The 15,815-nt window shown below is 50.1% G+C and carries 12 protein-coding genes; 9 read left to right on the plus strand and 3 right to left on the minus strand.

Annotated features, from left to right (window positions below; translation table 11 throughout):
• Positions 1-89: 89 nt before the first annotated feature.
• Positions 90-2,639 (plus strand): peptidoglycan glycosyltransferase/peptidoglycan DD-transpeptidase MrcA, encoded by a 2,550-nt coding sequence (mrcA, locus tag DT73_RS15595; protein WP_036111185.1) that lies wholly within the window; start codon positions 90-92, stop codon positions 2,637-2,639.
• A 30-nt stretch (positions 2,640-2,669) separates the two neighbouring features.
• On the opposite strand, the gene nudE is transcribed toward mrcA, so the two are convergent.
• On the minus strand, positions 2,670-3,230 hold the full coding sequence (nudE, locus tag DT73_RS15600; protein ID WP_036111357.1) for an ADP compounds hydrolase NudE: 561 nt from the start codon (positions 3,228-3,230) through the stop codon (positions 2,670-2,672).
• A 335-nt stretch (positions 3,231-3,565) separates the two neighbouring features.
• Between nudE and DT73_RS15605 the strand changes: the two genes are divergently transcribed.
• The 5 genes from DT73_RS15605 (at position 3,566) to pckA (ending at position 9,690) form a co-directional block, all read left to right on the plus strand.
• On the plus strand, positions 3,566-5,701 hold the full coding sequence (locus DT73_RS15605; protein ID WP_036111188.1) for an IgaA/UmoB family intracellular growth attenuator: 2,136 nt from the start codon (positions 3,566-3,568) through the stop codon (positions 5,699-5,701).
• A 58-nt stretch (positions 5,702-5,759) separates the two neighbouring features.
• Positions 5,760-6,428: a GMP/IMP nucleotidase gene (gene yrfG / locus DT73_RS15610; protein ID WP_036111190.1), complete on the plus strand. Its 669-nt coding sequence runs from the start codon at positions 5,760-5,762 to the stop codon at positions 6,426-6,428.
• A gap of 11 nt (positions 6,429-6,439) precedes the next feature.
• Entirely contained in the window at positions 6,440-6,841 is a 402-nt protein-coding gene (hslR, locus tag DT73_RS15615) for a ribosome-associated heat shock protein Hsp15 (RefSeq protein WP_036111195.1), read from the plus strand.
• 25 nt (positions 6,842-6,866) lie between these two features.
• Positions 6,867-7,745, plus strand: coding sequence for an Hsp33 family molecular chaperone HslO (gene hslO, locus DT73_RS15620; protein ID WP_036111360.1), 879 nt, complete (start codon positions 6,867-6,869; stop codon positions 7,743-7,745).
• 328 nt (positions 7,746-8,073) lie between these two features.
• Positions 8,074-9,690: a phosphoenolpyruvate carboxykinase (ATP) gene (pckA, locus tag DT73_RS15625; protein ID WP_036111198.1), complete on the plus strand. Its 1,617-nt coding sequence runs from the start codon at positions 8,074-8,076 to the stop codon at positions 9,688-9,690.
• A gap of 101 nt (positions 9,691-9,791) precedes the next feature.
• On the opposite strand, the gene envZ is transcribed toward pckA, so the two are convergent.
• Both envZ and ompR read right to left on the minus strand, forming a co-directional pair.
• On the minus strand, positions 9,792-11,144 hold the full coding sequence (gene envZ, locus DT73_RS15630) for a two-component system sensor histidine kinase EnvZ (protein ID WP_036111200.1): 1,353 nt from the start codon (positions 11,142-11,144) through the stop codon (positions 9,792-9,794).
• Positions 11,141-11,860, minus strand: coding sequence for a two-component system response regulator OmpR (ompR, locus tag DT73_RS15635; protein WP_036111203.1), 720 nt, complete (start codon positions 11,858-11,860; stop codon positions 11,141-11,143). The genes envZ and ompR overlap by 4 nt, the downstream gene beginning before the upstream one ends.
• A gap of 221 nt (positions 11,861-12,081) precedes the next feature.
• On the opposite strand from ompR, the gene greB reads away from it, so the two are divergent.
• From greB to feoA, 3 genes are all read left to right on the plus strand, one after another.
• Positions 12,082-12,576 carry a transcription elongation factor GreB gene (gene greB, locus DT73_RS15640; RefSeq protein WP_036111207.1) on the plus strand — a complete coding sequence of 165 codons (495 nt, stop codon included), beginning with the start codon at positions 12,082-12,084 and terminating at the stop codon, positions 12,574-12,576.
• Positions 12,577-12,711: 135 nt separating this feature from the next.
• Entirely contained in the window at positions 12,712-15,027 is a 2,316-nt protein-coding gene (locus DT73_RS15645; RefSeq protein ID WP_036111210.1) for a Tex family protein, read from the plus strand.
• Between the two features lie 529 nt (positions 15,028-15,556).
• On the plus strand, positions 15,557-15,781 hold the full coding sequence (gene feoA / locus DT73_RS15650; protein WP_036111213.1) for a ferrous iron transporter A: 225 nt from the start codon (positions 15,557-15,559) through the stop codon (positions 15,779-15,781).
• Positions 15,782-15,815 lie beyond the last annotated feature (34 nt).

Below are 15,815 nucleotides of genomic sequence, written 5' to 3' on the forward strand. Positions count from 1 at the left end.
AAATGGCATATCAAAGCGCTCTTGATGCCTTTATACTACCGCCCGGTTGTTTATAAACTGCCCAACAGAAACCAGATGAGAAAAGCTCAGTGAAGTTCGTAAAGTATTTATTGTTCTTTGTTATTGCTTGCATTTTATTGGGTGCTGGCTCGATTTATGGCTTATACAAATACATAGAGCCGCAGTTGCCCGATGTTGCGACGCTTAAAGATGTCAAACTCCAGACTCCCATGCAGGTGTACAGCACCGATGGTGAATTGATTGCGCAATTTGGTGAAAAGCGGCGGATACCGTTGCACCTGGACCAAATTCCGCCGGAGTTAGTGAAAGCGTTTATTGCGACTGAAGACAGTCGTTTTTATGAACACCACGGCATTGATCCTGTGGGGATTTTCCGTGCAGCCAGCGTGGCTCTGTTTTCCGGGCATGCTACCCAGGGTGCCAGTACGATTACTCAACAGCTTGCACGTAACTTCTTCCTGAGCCCGGAAAAAACGCTCGACCGTAAAATTAAAGAAGCGTTTTTGGCTATCCGTATTGAACAGTTGCTGAGTAAAGATGAAATTCTTGAACTTTACCTCAACAAAATTTATCTCGGTTACCGTGCTTACGGCGTGGGTGCAGCCGCTCAGGTCTACTTTGGTAAGGATGTCAGCCAGCTAACATTAAGTGAAATGGCGGTCATTGCCGGGTTGCCGAAAGCACCTTCCACATTTAACCCTCTTTATTCTGTCGACCGTGCAACAGCCCGCCGTAATGTGGTTTTGAGCCGCATGCTCAGCGAAGGCTATATCACACAGGCACAATATAATGATGCCGTCACACAGCCGATAGAAGCGAATTACCATGGCCCACAAATTGCCTTCTCGGCACCTTATTTGGCTGAAATGGTTCGCCAGGAAATGGTTCGGCGCTATGGCGATAATGCTTATACCGATGGTTACAAAGTCTATACCACCGTTAGCCGTCGTTTACAGCAAGCCGCTCAGGATGCCCTGCGTACCAATGTAATTAACTACGACATGCGCCATGGCTACCGTGGCCCGGAAACGGTGTTGTGGCGTATTGGTGAAACACCGTGGGATACCCAAAAAGAAATTGCGCTGTTACGTACGCTGCCTAATTACGGCCCGTTGCACCCGGCTATAGTGAACAGTGCCACACCAACGGAAGCAGTAGCGATACTCGCCGACGGAAGTGCAGTACGGTTAACTATGGATGGTGTTCGCTGGGCAAGGCCATGGCGTTCAGATACCCAGCAAGGTGCCACGCCGCGAAAAGTGACCGATGTTCTTCAGGCGGGCCAGCAAATTTGGGTACGCCAGCAGGACGAAAACTGGTGGCTGGCTCAGGTACCAGCGGTAAACTCAGCGCTGGTTTCACTCAACCCACACGATGGTGCGGTAATGGCACTGGTGGGCGGGTTTGATTTCTACCAAAGTAAATTTAACCGCGCCACACAGGCTCTGCGCCAGGTAGGCTCTAACATTAAGCCGTTCCTGTACACCGCAGCAATGGATAAAGGCCTGACGTTAGCCAGTATTTTGAATGACGTACCAATTTCACGTTGGGATGCTGGAGCCGGATCCGACTGGAGCCCGAAAAACTCCCCACCAACTTACGATGGCCCGATTCGCCTGCGCCAGGGCTTAGGTCAGTCGAAAAACGTGGTCATGGTACGCGCGATGCGTGCAATGGGTGTGGATTACGCGGCCGATTACCTGCAACGTTTTGGCTTCCCGTCACAGAACATTGTGCGCACCGAATCGCTGGCGCTGGGTTCAGCTTCTTTCACCCCATTGCAGGTAGTTCGTGGCTATGCCGTGATGGCAAATGGCGGCTTCCTGGTTGATCCTTATTTCATTAGTAAGATTGACGATGAGCAGGGAAACACGATTTTTGCTGCTAAACCACAAGTTGCCTGTGCCGACTGTAATCTGCCGGTCATTTATGGTGATACACCGAAATCGAATGTTCTGGAAAATCAGAACATGGAAGATGTTGCCACTTCTGCCCAGCAGCAGAATGCTACAGTGCCGATGCCTGAGCTTGAAAAAGTGGACGGGCAGGTTCCAACTGTGCAGTCTCAGGCTTATGCGCCTCATGTTATCAGCACCCCACTCTCGTTCCTTATCAAGAGTGCTCTCAACTCGAACATCTTTGGTGAACCGGGCTGGATGGGTACAGGCTGGCGCGCATCACGGGACCTGAAACGTAATGATATCGGTGGGAAAACAGGGACAACCAATAGCTCAAAAGATGCCTGGTTCTCTGGTTACGGCCCGGGTGTCGTCACATCAGTGTGGATAGGCTTTGACGATCATCGCCGCGACCTTGGGCGTACTACGCTCTCTGGCGCGATTAAGGACCAAATTTCAGGTTACGAAGGCGGTGCTAAAAGTGCACAACCCGCCTGGGATGATTACATGAAATCGGCTTTAGATGGTGTTGCAGAGCAACCACTCACCCCGCCACCGGGTGTGGTTACCGTGCGTATTGACCGTGCCACGGGGCAACTTGCCAGCGGCGGTAATAGCCGGGATGAGTACTTTATTGATGGCACACAACCTACTCATCAGGCTGTACATGAAGTGGGTACAACTGTCATTGATAACGGTGAAACTCACGAACTCTTCTGATTAGCCAGCCCCTTCCTGTGGAGGGGGCTATTACAGCCGGCCTTGCTGATTAAGCCATTCGCGCACTAAAAAAAGCGCACTGATATTACGCGCCTCACTAAAGTCTGGTTCTTTCAGCAAGTCCATCATCTTCGCCAGCGGCCAGTGTTCCTGTACCAGGGGTTCAGGCTCATCACCTTCCAGCGACGATTCATATAAGTCTTCGGCCACAATAATATTCATTTTGCTGGAAAAATAAGAAGGCGCCATTGTCACTTTTTTTAGAAAGCTCAGTTTTTTCGCCCCAAACCCTACTTCTTCCTGTAGCTCCCGGTTCGCCGCATCAAAAGGCAATTCGCCGGGGTCAATTAACCCCTTTGGAAACCCCAGTTCGTAAGATTCCGTGCCAACAGCATATTCACGTATCAGAACCAGCTTATCTCCCAGGACAGGGACTATCATCACCGCTTCCCGTTCAGACGGACGCATACGCTCATAGACACGATGAACCCCGTTACTGAATGCCAAATCAACCGACTCAACATTAAACAGGCGGGAGCGGGCAACGGTTTCAACATTCAGTATTTGTGGTTTTTGTAGTGGTTTGTTCATGAATCTGCGCTTCATATATGGGATCCTGATGCTATTTTGCGACACGCGACAATGTTTGGGCAATTGCCAATTGCCTGTTTTTCACAATTGTGCAACGAAGCAAACACGAATCATGACGATTTGATTGATGTCAAGGCATTGCATTCTTTCCAGGAATTTGCTGATACTTCTCTTTATATAGCTTTGCTAACATTTAGTTACCTTCGGCATGTCTACCCAAAAAGCTAAAGAAAGAAATCAATAATGCCGATTATCATTCACTTAACTAAAATCATCAGTGAAGGGTTGCCGTTTGCTGTACTTGATTCAAAAAATGAAGGTTTGATGGGGATAGCATGAGCACCTTGTTGATTTTTTTCACTGCGGTACTGAGCTGCCTGGCTATTGCCGGGTTGGTGTACGGGTACAAGCAGCATCAGCACTCGCGCTACCCCTGGTTACAAGCATTGGGTGGCGCAACAACACGCCAGCTCAGTGAAGAAGAACGCTCAGCGATTGAGCATTACCTTTCCTCACTGGCACGCAATCAGCAACTGCCAGGCCCCAGTGGTGCCAGTGCTGGCCCGGTGACTATGTCTCTCGGCCCTAAAAGCCGTACCGTGTATTCCGTCGTACGTTCAATTACCCGCTACGGGCTTACTGCCGATGACCCTAACAAGTGGCGTTATTATCTGGACTCTGTTGAAGTCCACTTACCGCCTTTTTGGGAGCAGTATATCAGCGATGATAACAACGTCGACCTGGTGATTACCGATTCACTCCCACTGGTAATTGGCCTCAACGGCCATACACTGAAAAACTACCGCCAGGAAGCCCGTGGCGCGGTACATCAATTCTCGGGCAGCACCGCATCAATTCGTGGTGAAGAAAGTGAACAAATTGAATTATTAAATATTCGCGAAGAGACGCGCGAAGAGTACACATTGTCGCGCCAGGATAACCTGCGGGAAGCATTGCTTATCAGTGCAGCTTTTTTACTGTACTACCTGTGCCTGCTTATTCCGTCTATGTTTATCCCCTGGCTTGCCGGGTGTGCCACGCTGCTGTTACTTGGCGGGTTATATGGTATTTGCATCCCACCAGCCAAAAGCAACTTACGGGAAATCCACTGTTTGCGCGGCACCCCCAAACGCTGGGGGCTGTTCGGTGAATCAGACCAGGAACAAAATAATATTTCGCTTGGTGTCATTGACCTGATTTATCCCTCCCACTGGCAGCCTTTTATTAACCAGGATCTGGGTCATAAAACAGACATTGATATCTATCTGGATCGCCATGTTGTTCGCCAGGGGCGTTTCCTGTCTTTACATGATGAAGTAAAGAACTTCCCTCTGCAGCACTGGCTGCGCAGTCTGATTATTAGTGCCAGCGCCCTGGTAGTGCTGGTGATGCTGGTTGTCTGGGTACCTCTGGATATGCCAATAAAGCTCACTATATCGTGGCTTAAAGGCGCGCAAAGTGTTGAAGCGACAACACTGCCGCAGTTAGAAAATGCCAACCTGCGCGTGGGTGATACAGTGCAGCTGTCCGGGTCAGGTATGTGCAGTGTTTCAGCCACAGACAACTGGTCAGCCCGCCATAACACGCCTTTCCGGCCCTTTGATTGTTCACAGATTTTCTGGAACAGCGCTACCCCGCTGCCAACACCGGAATCCGATATCGTCACCAAAGCCAGTGCTCTGGTGCAAACAGTCAATCGCCAGCTTCATCCCCAGGATGGCGATGATACGAAGGTAAACCCGCAATTGGCTTCTGCTATTCAGAAATCAGGTATGGTGTTGGTGGACGACTTTGCTGATATCGTGCAAAAAACCCAGGCGTTATGTACCTCGGACGATGATTGTGTTCGCCTCAAAAATGCGCTGGTTAATCTGGGAAATACCAAGGACTGGGAAACCCTGGTTAAACGTGCAGATGGCGGGAAACTGGACGGCATTAATGTTCTGCTTCGCCCGGTAAGTGCGGAGTCACTGTCTAACCTGGTGACAACATCAACTGCACCTTTCTTCATGCGCGAAACATCCCGAGCGGCCTTGTCACTTAACACCCCGTCACCAGGTGGTTTTTTGATTATCAGTGACGAAGGTGCAGAGCTGGTGGATCAGCCTTATCCGCCCGTGTCTCTCTATGACTATCCGCCACAAGAACAATGGGCCGTCTTCCAGCACCTTGCCGAAACCCTGACTCATACGCCATTCCATGCGGAAGGCATTATTACCGGGCTGTCCACCGACGCAAATGGAACGGTACACATCATGCTGCACAGCGTTCCAGACAGCGCCAGCTTGTGGCGTTATATCTTCACGTCGTTGCTGCTGGCCGCTATGGTACTTAGCTCTTTGTATAATGGCAGCATGGCCGCTATACGTTACTACCGCCACCGCCGTCGCCTGGCGCAAATTCAGGCATGGTACGAAAACTGCCTCAATCCGAAACTGATTCCCGGGCCGGACGTTCCCCATTTGTTCTGAGTATTCATGCCGCAGGTTGTGATAACCTGTGGCACATTGTGAATACCCGGGAGCCCCCATGCACGTCGACATAGACTGGCAACATATCGACACCGTCCTGCTGGATATGGACGGCACCTTACTCGACCTCGCCTTTGACAACTATTTTTGGCTGCACCTGGTACCGGAAACACTCAGCGAGCAGCGGGGAATTCCCCTCGAAGACGCGCATGCCCTGATTCGTCAGAAGTACCATGCCGTTCAACATACGCTAAACTGGTATTGTCTCGATTACTGGAGTAATGAACTCGGTCTGGATATTTGCGCCATGACCAGGGAAATGGGGCCGCGGGCAGCATTAAGGGCAGATACCAGGCCATTTTTATCAGCCCTGAAGCAGGCCGGTAAGCGGCGAGTCCTGCTGACTAATGCGCATCCGTATAACCTTTCTGTCAAACTGGAGCATACCGGTTTAGGCAACTGGCTTGATTTATTACTTTCCACCCATACATTTGGTTATCCCAAAGAAGACAGGCGTCTGTGGCTGGCTGTTCAGGAGCAAACCGGGTTTGACCCGGCACGCACATTATTCATTGATGACAGCGAACCCATTCTTGATGCCGCCAAACAATTCGGCATTCGCTATTGTCTCGGGGTCACCAACCCGGATTCCGGGCAACCCGATAAAATCTGGCACCGCCATCCGGCAACAGGTGACTACCGGGGGCTACTCCAGGCTCTATCCTGAATGGAGGTGAGATGAAAGAGAAAAGCGCAGAAGGTGTGCGGCTGGATAAGTGGCTGTGGGCAGCACGTTTTTATAAAACCCGCGCCATTGCAAGAGAAATGGTTGAAGGCGGAAAAGTCCACTACAACAGCCAGCGAAGCAAACCGAGCAAAATTGTCGAGCTGGATGCCAGTCTGGTGATTCGCCAGGGTAATGACCAGCGTACCGTTATCATTAAAGGCATCACCGACAAACGTGGCCCGGCAATACAGGCTGCTACGCTGTATGAAGAAACACAGGAAAGCATTGAGAAGCGCGAGAATATCGCACTGGCTCGTAAAATGAATTCACTGACAATGCCGCATCCTGAACGTCGCCCGGACAAAAAAGAGCGGCGTGATTTGATGAAATTTAAATACGGCGGCAATGAATAATCACCGCCCGCAAGAGAGAGAAAGTATGGTTCAACACGACCAATTGCACCGTTACCTGTTTGAAAACTTCGCTGTTCGCGGCGAACTGGTAACAGTATCCGACACCTGGCAGCAAGTGCTGGCAAACCACGATTATCCGCAACCGGTGAAAAACCTGCTGGGTGAAATGCTCGTGGCTACGTCACTGCTCACCGCCACACTGAAGTTTGAAGGTGATATTACCGTTCAACTGCAGGGTGATGGCCCATTATCCCTGGCTGTTATCAACGGTAATAACCAGCAGCAACTGCGTGGTGTTGCGCGTTTTAGCGAAGAGTTTCCAGCCAGTGCCACATTGAAAGAAATGGTGGGTAATGGTTACCTGGTTATCACCATCAGTCCGAAAGAAGGTGAGCGCTACCAGGGTGTGGTTGGTTTGGAAGGTGAAACCATCGCAGAGTGTCTGGAAGATTACTTTGTGCGTTCAGAGCAGTTGCCAACCCGGTTGTTTATTCGCCTGGGTGAATCAGGTGGTAAACCAGCCGCCGGTGGGATGTTCCTGCAAGTATTACCAGCTCAGGATACCGAGGCCGATGATTTCACTCACCTGGCAACGCTGACAGAAACCATCAAAGCCGAAGAACTACTGACACTGCCAGCCCAGGAAGTGTTATGGCGTTTATACCATGAAGAAGAAGTCACTCTGTATGAACCCCAGGATGTCAGCTTCTCTTGCAGTTGCTCACGTGATCGCTGTGCAGCGGCACTAAAAACGCTGCCACAAGAAGAAATCGACACCATTCTTGAAGAAGATGGTGAGATAGACATGCATTGTGATTATTGCGGTAACCACTATCTGTTTAACGCTATGGATATCGCAGAAATACGGACCAATGCTGATCCTGCGGATCCACATATTCACTAAGTTATACCAGCCCTGGTCATCACCGGGGCTTCTTTCCCACTGGTAAGCCTGCACACTGTTTTGCCGAAAAATACACCAACGCAACATTATGTATGCGTTTACAATCCCAAAATGGCTTTTTTTTCTACTTTTCAATAACATTTGCAAAACACTTATATCCATTCATAAAAAAATCCTGCGATAATGCTTCCCGCAGCGAGACCTGCTCTGCTTCTATTATTTTGCGAACAAATCTTTGGATACGTAAATCTATGAAGCGGGTCGCGGTCAACATTCGGCTAATAACCCTACAATTTATAGTAATAGATCCTGGCTAAGGAGAAGTGACATGCGCGTTTTAACCCCGCAAGAACTGAAGGCTTATGGTATTCATGACGTCGTGGAAGTGGTGTATAACCCTGATTACGATACTCTGTATCGTGAAGAGCTCGACCCAACCCTGGAAGGGTTCGAGCGTGGCGTACTGACAAATCTGGGTGCCGTCGCTGTTGATACCGGTGTTTTCACTGGCCGCTCGCCAAAAGATAAATATATCGTCCGTGACGATACAACCCGCGATACGTTATGGTGGTCTGATAACGGTAACGGGAAGAATGACAACCATCCACTCACCCCTGAAGTATGGCAAGACCTGAAAAGCCTCGTCACTGATGAGCTTTCGGGAAAACGTCTGTTTGTGGTGGATGCTTTTTGCGGTGCCAACCCGGACAGCCGCCTGTGTGTACGCTTTATTACCGAAGTGGCCTGGCAGGCACATTTCGTCAAGAACATGTTTATTCGCCCCAACGATGAAGAACTCGTTGATTTCGAACCCGATTTCATCGTTATGAACGGAGCGAAATGCACCAATCCGAACTGGCAGGCACAAGGCCTGAACTCAGAAAACTTTATTGCGTTCAACCTGACAGAGCGCATGCAGTTAATTGGCGGCACCTGGTATGGCGGCGAAATGAAAAAAGGAATGTTCGCCATTATGAACTACCTGCTGCCACTGAAAAATATTGCCTCCATGCACTGCTCCGCCAATGTCGGTGAAAAAGGCGATGTCGCAGTCTTCTTCGGCCTGTCCGGAACCGGTAAAACCACCCTGTCCACTGACCCGAAACGCCGCCTGATTGGCGACGATGAGCATGGTTGGGATGACGACGGCGTATTCAACTTCGAAGGGGGTTGTTATGCGAAAACCATCCGTCTGTCAGAAGCTGCAGAGCCAGATATTTACCGGGCTATTCGCCGTGATGCCTTGCTGGAAAATGTGACTGTCGCAACCGATGGCACCATTGATTTCAATGATGGCAGCAAAACTGAAAACACCCGTGTGTCTTACCCTATTTATCACATTGATAATATTGTTAAACCGGTATCCAAAGCAGGCCATGCCACTAAGGTAATTTTCCTCACCGCTGACGCATTTGGTGTGCTGCCACCCGTTTCGCGCCTGACAGCCGAACAAACGCAATATCACTTCCTTTCAGGTTTCACCGCAAAACTGGCTGGAACAGAATGTGGTGTGGACGAACCGACCCCAACCTTCTCTGCCTGCTTTGGTGCGGCCTTCCTCACTCTGCACCCCACGCAATACGCAGAAGTGCTGGTGAAGCGCATGCAGGCTGCCGGTGCCCAGGCCTACCTGGTGAATACAGGCTGGAACGGCTCGGGTAAACGTATCTCAATCAAAGATACGCGCGCCATCATTGATGCCATTCTCAGTGGAGAGCTGGATAACGCCGAAACAACCACACTGCCAGTCTTCAACCTCGCCGTGCCAGTAGCCTTAACGGGTGTGAACGCCGGGATACTTGACCCGCGCAATACATGGGCTACTCCCGAGAAATGGGAAGAAAAAGCGCAGCATCTCGCCACGCTGTTTGTAGATAACTTCGAAAAATATACCGATACTCCGGCTGGTGCAGCGCTGGTCAGTGCCGGGCCACAAACCCGGTAACCAGCACCCTGAACCTGAGCAACAAAAAGCCCGTGTATTCTGAAATACACGGGCTTTTCTTTGCACCACCAGCCTGGTGATAACCGCCTTACAGCTTCCGGTTAACTCTCTTTCGCCTTCTCTGCCAGTAATCCTGGCATAATGGGCAGCCAGGCCCGAATTCGCAACCCACCGCAGTCACTGGAGCCAATATCCAGCAGCCCGTTATGGTTATCTATAATACGTTGCACTATAGCAAGGCCCAGACCGGTACCGCTGGTGCTACGCGCGCTGTCTCCACGCACAAAGGGCTGTAGTAAATGTTTCAGTTGTTCAGGCGGGATACCCGGCCCGTCATCCTCCACCTGGAACCAGGCCTTACCCGGCTCAGTGCCACTACTGACTTTTATCCACCCATTACCATAACGCGCCGCATTAACAACCATATTCGCCACAGCGCGTTTGATAGAAAGCGGATGGATATTGACAGTAATCTCACCCGGTTGCAGGTCTGTATTAATCTCGCGCTCATAACCACTTTCCGCAGCAATCACCTCCCCGAGCACACTGTTGAGATCTGCCGTTTCCAGTGGCATTTCCTGGCCTGTACGCAGGTAGTCAATAAACTGCTCAATAATGGCATTACACTCTTCGATATCTTTATTGATTGACTCAGCGAGATAACCATCTTCTTCACCCATCATTTCTGTCGCCAGGCGGATACGGGTGAGTGGTGTGCGCAAATCGTGGCTGACACCGGCCATCAGCAAAGTGCGGTCATCCGCCAGTTGCTTCACGCCCGACGCCATATGGTTAAAGGCCCGGGTCACCGAGCGCACCTCTGAAGCGCCATATTCACGTAACGGGGGCGGAATAATCCCTTTACCCACCTGCAAAGCCGCATGCTCAAGGTCTACCAGGGGACGGTTTTGAATACGAATAAACAACCACGCGCCACCAATGGCCAGCAACATAATCGCCAGGGTGTAGCGGAACAACGGTGAGAAATCGCCCTGATGAATTTCAGTCAGCGGTACACGTACCCAAATATTGGGCGATAGCCAGGTCTTCAGCCAAACAACCGGTGAGCTTTTATTGACCTCAACACGAACTTCCGTTGGCCCACCGAGTTGTTGTGCCATTTGCTGGCTCAAAAATTCGTAATGCTGCGCCCAACGCAGGCCTGCCTCTTCCGCCGCTTCATCGGAATACAGGGAAATCCCAAGCTCACGATAAATCTCACGACGAAAAGCAGGCGGTACGACCAGTTGAGTACCGTCCTCCAGTTGCAGTTTATCTGTCATCAGCATACGGACTTCGTAAGCCAGTACTTTATTAAACTGCTGGAGGCTCGGCAAAATCGCAAAGTTCAACACGACCAGGTACGTTGTCACCAGGCTGGCAAACAGCAAGGTGACAATCAGTAACAAGGTGCGTGCAAATGAACTTCTTGGCGAGAAGCGCAGTCGCCTCATGCTTTAGCGCCATCCGGCACAAACACATAACCCAGGCCCCATACCGTCTGAATATAACGGGGGTGCGCCGGGTCTTCTTCCACCATGCGACGCAGGCGGGAGATCTGAACATCAATCGAACGTTCCATCGCACTGTATTCACGGCCACGTGCGAGGTTCATCAGTTTATCGCGGGATAACGGCTCACGTGGGTGGCTGACCAGGGCTTTCAACACAGCGAATTCACCGCTGGTTAAAGGCATTGGCTCGTCATCACGGAACATTTCACGGGTTCCCAGGTTCAGTTTAAATTTGCCGAAAGCGATAACGGCTTCTTCCTGGGATGGTGCGCCGGGTAACTCATTTGCCTGGCGGCGCAACACTGCACGAATACGAGCCAACAATTCACGCGGGTTAAAGGGTTTGGGAATATAGTCATCAGCACCAATTTCCAGCCCAACAATACGATCCACTTCTTCACCCTTCGCCGTTACCATAATGATGGGCATCGGGTTACTCTGGCTGCGCAGACGGCGGCAAATGGACAAGCCATCTTCTCCCGGCAGCATCAAATCCAGAACCATTAAGTGGAAAGACTCACGTGTCAGCAGGCGATCCATTTGTTCAGCGTTAGCAACGCTACGAACCTGGAAGCCTTGTTCGGTGAGATAACGCTCAAGCAGTGCACGTAACCGCATATCGTCATCAACAACCAGAATTTTATAATTCTCTTGCATACTGTTAACTCCCAAAGGCTCGAATTGTACGTTGGCTATTCTAAAAAAGTGTGCGCCAACGACCAGATAAAACTGGTATATATTCTAGTCAAAATTGTTACAAAGCATATTTAACAGCGACTTATCTGTACAATACATCACAAACAGGCGCATAAAGCGACAGGCAAGTTATTGTAAAATAGGCCTGCTTCACCATTCGGCAGCACAGACAGGTACATAGTATGAAAACGGCCTTGATTACCCGAGAGGGTTACGAAAAGCTCAAAAAAGAGCTGGATTATTTATGGCGAGAAGAACGCCCGGAAGTCACCAAAAAAGTCACCTGGGCGGCAAGCCTTGGCGACCGCAGCGAAAACGCCGACTACCAGTACAACAAGAAACGCCTGCGCGAAATTGACCGGCGGGTTCGTTACCTCACTAAATGTCTTGAGAATTTACGCATCGTTGACCACTCACCGCAACAGGATGGCAAAGTGTTTTTTGGTGCCTGGGTGGAAATTGAAAACAACGACGGGGATATCAGGCGGTTTCGCATTGTCGGTTACGATGAAATTTTTGGCCGCAATGACTACATTTCTATTGATGCCCCCATGGCCCGGGCTCTGCTCAAAAAAGAAGAAGGTGATACCGCCACCGTTATCACACCTTCGGGCATTGCAACCTGGTATGTAAACAGCATCAGCTATACAAGGCCGGAGTGGTCCGAAGAAGCCTGAGCCTCGGCACTGTTCACAAGATTTAAAGAACAAACTGAAAAAGCCGGTTGAAAGGTCGCCATAACTGGCATTTTATTTCCGGACTCCGTATAACTGTGCTTCACTTTTTATCGCGACAGACAGACAACAAAAGCCATGATGAACAATTCGCTTAACGGCATTATTGCCAGTGAACTCAATGCACGGAATGAGCAGGTTGAAGCGGCCATCCGTTTGCTTGATGAAGGGAACACCGTGCCATTTATCGCACGTTATCGTAAAGAGGTCACAGGTGGGCTGGATGACACCCAATTGCGTCAACTGGAAGTCCGTCTGGGTTATCTGCGTGAACTGGAAGAGCGCCGTCAGGCCATTCTGAAGTCGATTAGCGAGCAGGGTAAACTGAGTGATGAACTGGCTGGCGCCATTAATTCAACACTGAGCAAAACTGAGCTTGAAGACTTATATCTCCCGTACAAACCTAAACGCCGCACACGTGGGCAAATCGCTATTGAAGCAGGGTTAGAACCTCTTGCAGATTTGCTCTGGCAAGATGCCTCCCGCACACCAGAACAAGAAGCAGAGCAGTATATTGACGCAGACAAAGGCCTGGCCGACACCAAAGCGGTGCTGGATGGCGCTCGTTATATTCTGATGGAACGCTTCGCTGAAGATGCGGCCTTGCTGGCAAAAGTGCGTGACTACCTGTGGCGTAATGCCCATCTGGCCTCCACCGTGGTACCAGGTAAGGAAGAAGAAGGCGCGAAATTCCGTGACTATTTTGCTCATCATGAAGCCATCTCTGGCGTGCCTTCACACCGTGCTCTGGCCATGTTCCGTGGCCGTAACGAAGGCGTGCTTCAGTTAGCCGTTAACCCGGACCCTCAGTTTGATGAGCCTCCCAAAGAAAGTTACTGCGAACAACTGATTATTGACCACCTTGGGCTACGCCTGAACAACGCACCGGCAGATAACTGGCGGCGTGCGGTCATTTCCTGGACCTGGCGTATCAAAGTACTGATGCACCTGGAAACAGAGCTGATGTCCACCCTGCGGGAACGCGCAGAAGATGAAGCAATCAATGTCTTTGCCCGTAACCTGCATGATTTGCTGATGGCTGCGCCTGCAGGAATGCGAGCCACTATGGGCCTGGATCCGGGGTTGCGTACCGGGGTTAAAGTTGCCGTAGTGGACGCCACCGGGAAACTGGTTGCTACCGATACCATTTACCCACATACCGGGCAGGCAGCCAAAGCAGCAGTTGTACTGGCCGCACTGTGTGAAAAACACCAGGTCGAACTGGTCGCGATTGGTAACGGTACAGCCTCACGCGAAACAGAACGTTTCTGGCTGGACGTGCTAAAACAATATCCCCACCTTAAAGCACAGAAAGTGATTGTCAGTGAAGCCGGGGCATCGGTCTATTCCGCTTCAGAACTGGCGGCACAAGAATTTCCATCACTCGATGTTTCTTTGCGTGGCGCGGTCTCCATTGCCCGCCGCCTGCAGGACCCACTTTCAGAACTGGTGAAAATAGACCCGAAATCCATCGGTGTGGGCCAGTACCAGCACGATGTCAGCCAAAACCAACTGGCGAAAAAACTCGATGCCGTCGTTGAAGACTGTGTAAACGCCGTCGGTGTGGATCTTAATACTGCGTCCGTACCGTTATTAACCCGCGTAGCAGGCCTGACCCGCATGATGGCGCAAAATATTGTCGACTGGCGCGACCAGAATGGCCAGTTCCAGAACCGCCAGCAACTGCTGAAAGTTAGCCGTCTGGGGCCAAAAGCTTTTGAACAGTGTGCCGGTTTTTTGCGTATCAACCACGGGGACAACCCGCTGGATGCATCAACCGTTCACCCTGAAGCCTACCCTATAGTTGAGCGTATTCTTGCCGCAACCCACAAAGCCTTGCGGGATTTGATGGGTGATGACAGTGCGCTGCGTAACCTGAAAGCGGTCGACTTCACTGATGAGCGTTTCGGTGTACCAACCGTTACAGACATTATCAAAGAGCTGGAAAAACCTGGCCGTGACCCACGCCCTGAGTTTAAAACAGCTCAGTTTGCTGACGGAGTAGAAACACTCAATGACCTCCAGCCCGGCATGGTCCTGGAAGGTGCGGTTACCAACGTCACTAACTTCGGCGCATTCGTGGATATTGGCGTACACCAGGATGGCCTGGTGCACATCTCTTCTTTGGCTGATAAATTTGTTGAAGACCCACACAAGGTGGTGAAAACCGGTGATATCGTCAAAGTAAAAGTGATGGAAGTGGATCTGGCCCGCAAGCGCATTGCGTTATCCATGCGTCTTGATGAACAGCCCGGGGAAAGCCAGCCACGCAAGGCACAAGGTAACGACACGCGCCAGCGCCCTCAACAACAACCGCGCCAGCGTGAAGCAAGCACTTCAGGTAACAGTGCCATGAGCGATGCACTGGCTGCTGCATTTGGTAAAAAGCGTTAAGCTGTGATGTGGAAATTGCCAGTCTGGTCTATCCAGGCTGGCAAAAAATATAAAAAAATTCGCTTTACCACTTTTAATTTGCACCCGTTCACGTTGTAACAAAGCTACTGCAGCCATACTGAAATAGTTGAGTAAAATTCGCAGGTTCCGGAAAATCACGCCCATAAAAAAGTTAATTATTAGCGAGCTAATTTTTAGCAAATAATTATTTTTTAATATAAATAAAAAACACTCCACCAAAATATTTAAAATACCACCTTTAATTTAACAAAATTAACCATTTGTAGTTATTTGAAATACCCTGCCTCTCATGCTAAATACCATCTTTATGACACAGGTTAATCTTAGTACGAATAAAGTGTGAAATAAGATTCATTTGCGTTAAAGCGAGTTGATTACGAAAACCATTCTCATTATCATTGTATTACTTGTTTTATTCTGCTTTATTTTTCTGGCGAGGCTCCTCTGAATCTTATTCAGGCTGTTCTCTTGGTAAACGTTCATTTGTAAGTTCTGGCAGGCGGGCATTATGCAATTCTTACCATCCAGCTCATGGAAAATCATTGGGTTCTCCGGGGAAATCAGCCCGGCATACCGCCAAAAGTTACTTTCTTTGGGTATGCTGCCGGGTTCGTCATTCAATGTGGTGCGTGTGGCACCACTGGGCGACCCTATTCATATTGAAACCCGTCGCGTTAACCTGGTCGTGCGTAAAAAAGACCTGGCGCTATTAAATGTCGAGGAAATACGCTGAGTTACTCAGTTATTTCATCATGGCAATGCAAGTA

Source organism: Mangrovibacter sp. MFB070, from assembly GCF_000705335.1.
In the GTDB taxonomy this organism is placed as follows: domain Bacteria; phylum Pseudomonadota; class Gammaproteobacteria; order Enterobacterales; family Enterobacteriaceae; genus Mangrovibacter; species Mangrovibacter plantisponsor.

Coding starts and splice junctions, on each gene's coding strand:
- nudE (WP_036111357.1), bottom strand. CDS start 3,230: ATGAACAAACCACTACAAAAACCACAAATACTGAATGTTGAAACCGTT.
- DT73_RS15605 (WP_036111188.1), top strand. CDS start 3,566: ATGAGCACCTTGTTGATTTTTTTCACTGCGGTACTGAGCTGCCTGGCT.
- yrfG (WP_036111190.1), top strand. CDS start 5,760: ATGCACGTCGACATAGACTGGCAACATATCGACACCGTCCTGCTGGAT.
- hslR (WP_036111195.1), top strand. CDS start 6,440: ATGAAAGAGAAAAGCGCAGAAGGTGTGCGGCTGGATAAGTGGCTGTGG.
- hslO (WP_036111360.1), top strand. CDS start 6,867: ATGGTTCAACACGACCAATTGCACCGTTACCTGTTTGAAAACTTCGCT.
- pckA (WP_036111198.1), top strand. CDS start 8,074: ATGCGCGTTTTAACCCCGCAAGAACTGAAGGCTTATGGTATTCATGAC.
- envZ (WP_036111200.1), bottom strand. CDS start 11,144: ATGAGGCGACTGCGCTTCTCGCCAAGAAGTTCATTTGCACGCACCTTG.
- ompR (WP_036111203.1), bottom strand. CDS start 11,860: ATGCAAGAGAATTATAAAATTCTGGTTGTTGATGACGATATGCGGTTA.
- greB (WP_036111207.1), top strand. CDS start 12,082: ATGAAAACGGCCTTGATTACCCGAGAGGGTTACGAAAAGCTCAAAAAA.
- DT73_RS15645 (WP_036111210.1), top strand. CDS start 12,712: ATGATGAACAATTCGCTTAACGGCATTATTGCCAGTGAACTCAATGCA.
- feoA (WP_036111213.1), top strand. CDS start 15,557: ATGCAATTCTTACCATCCAGCTCATGGAAAATCATTGGGTTCTCCGGG.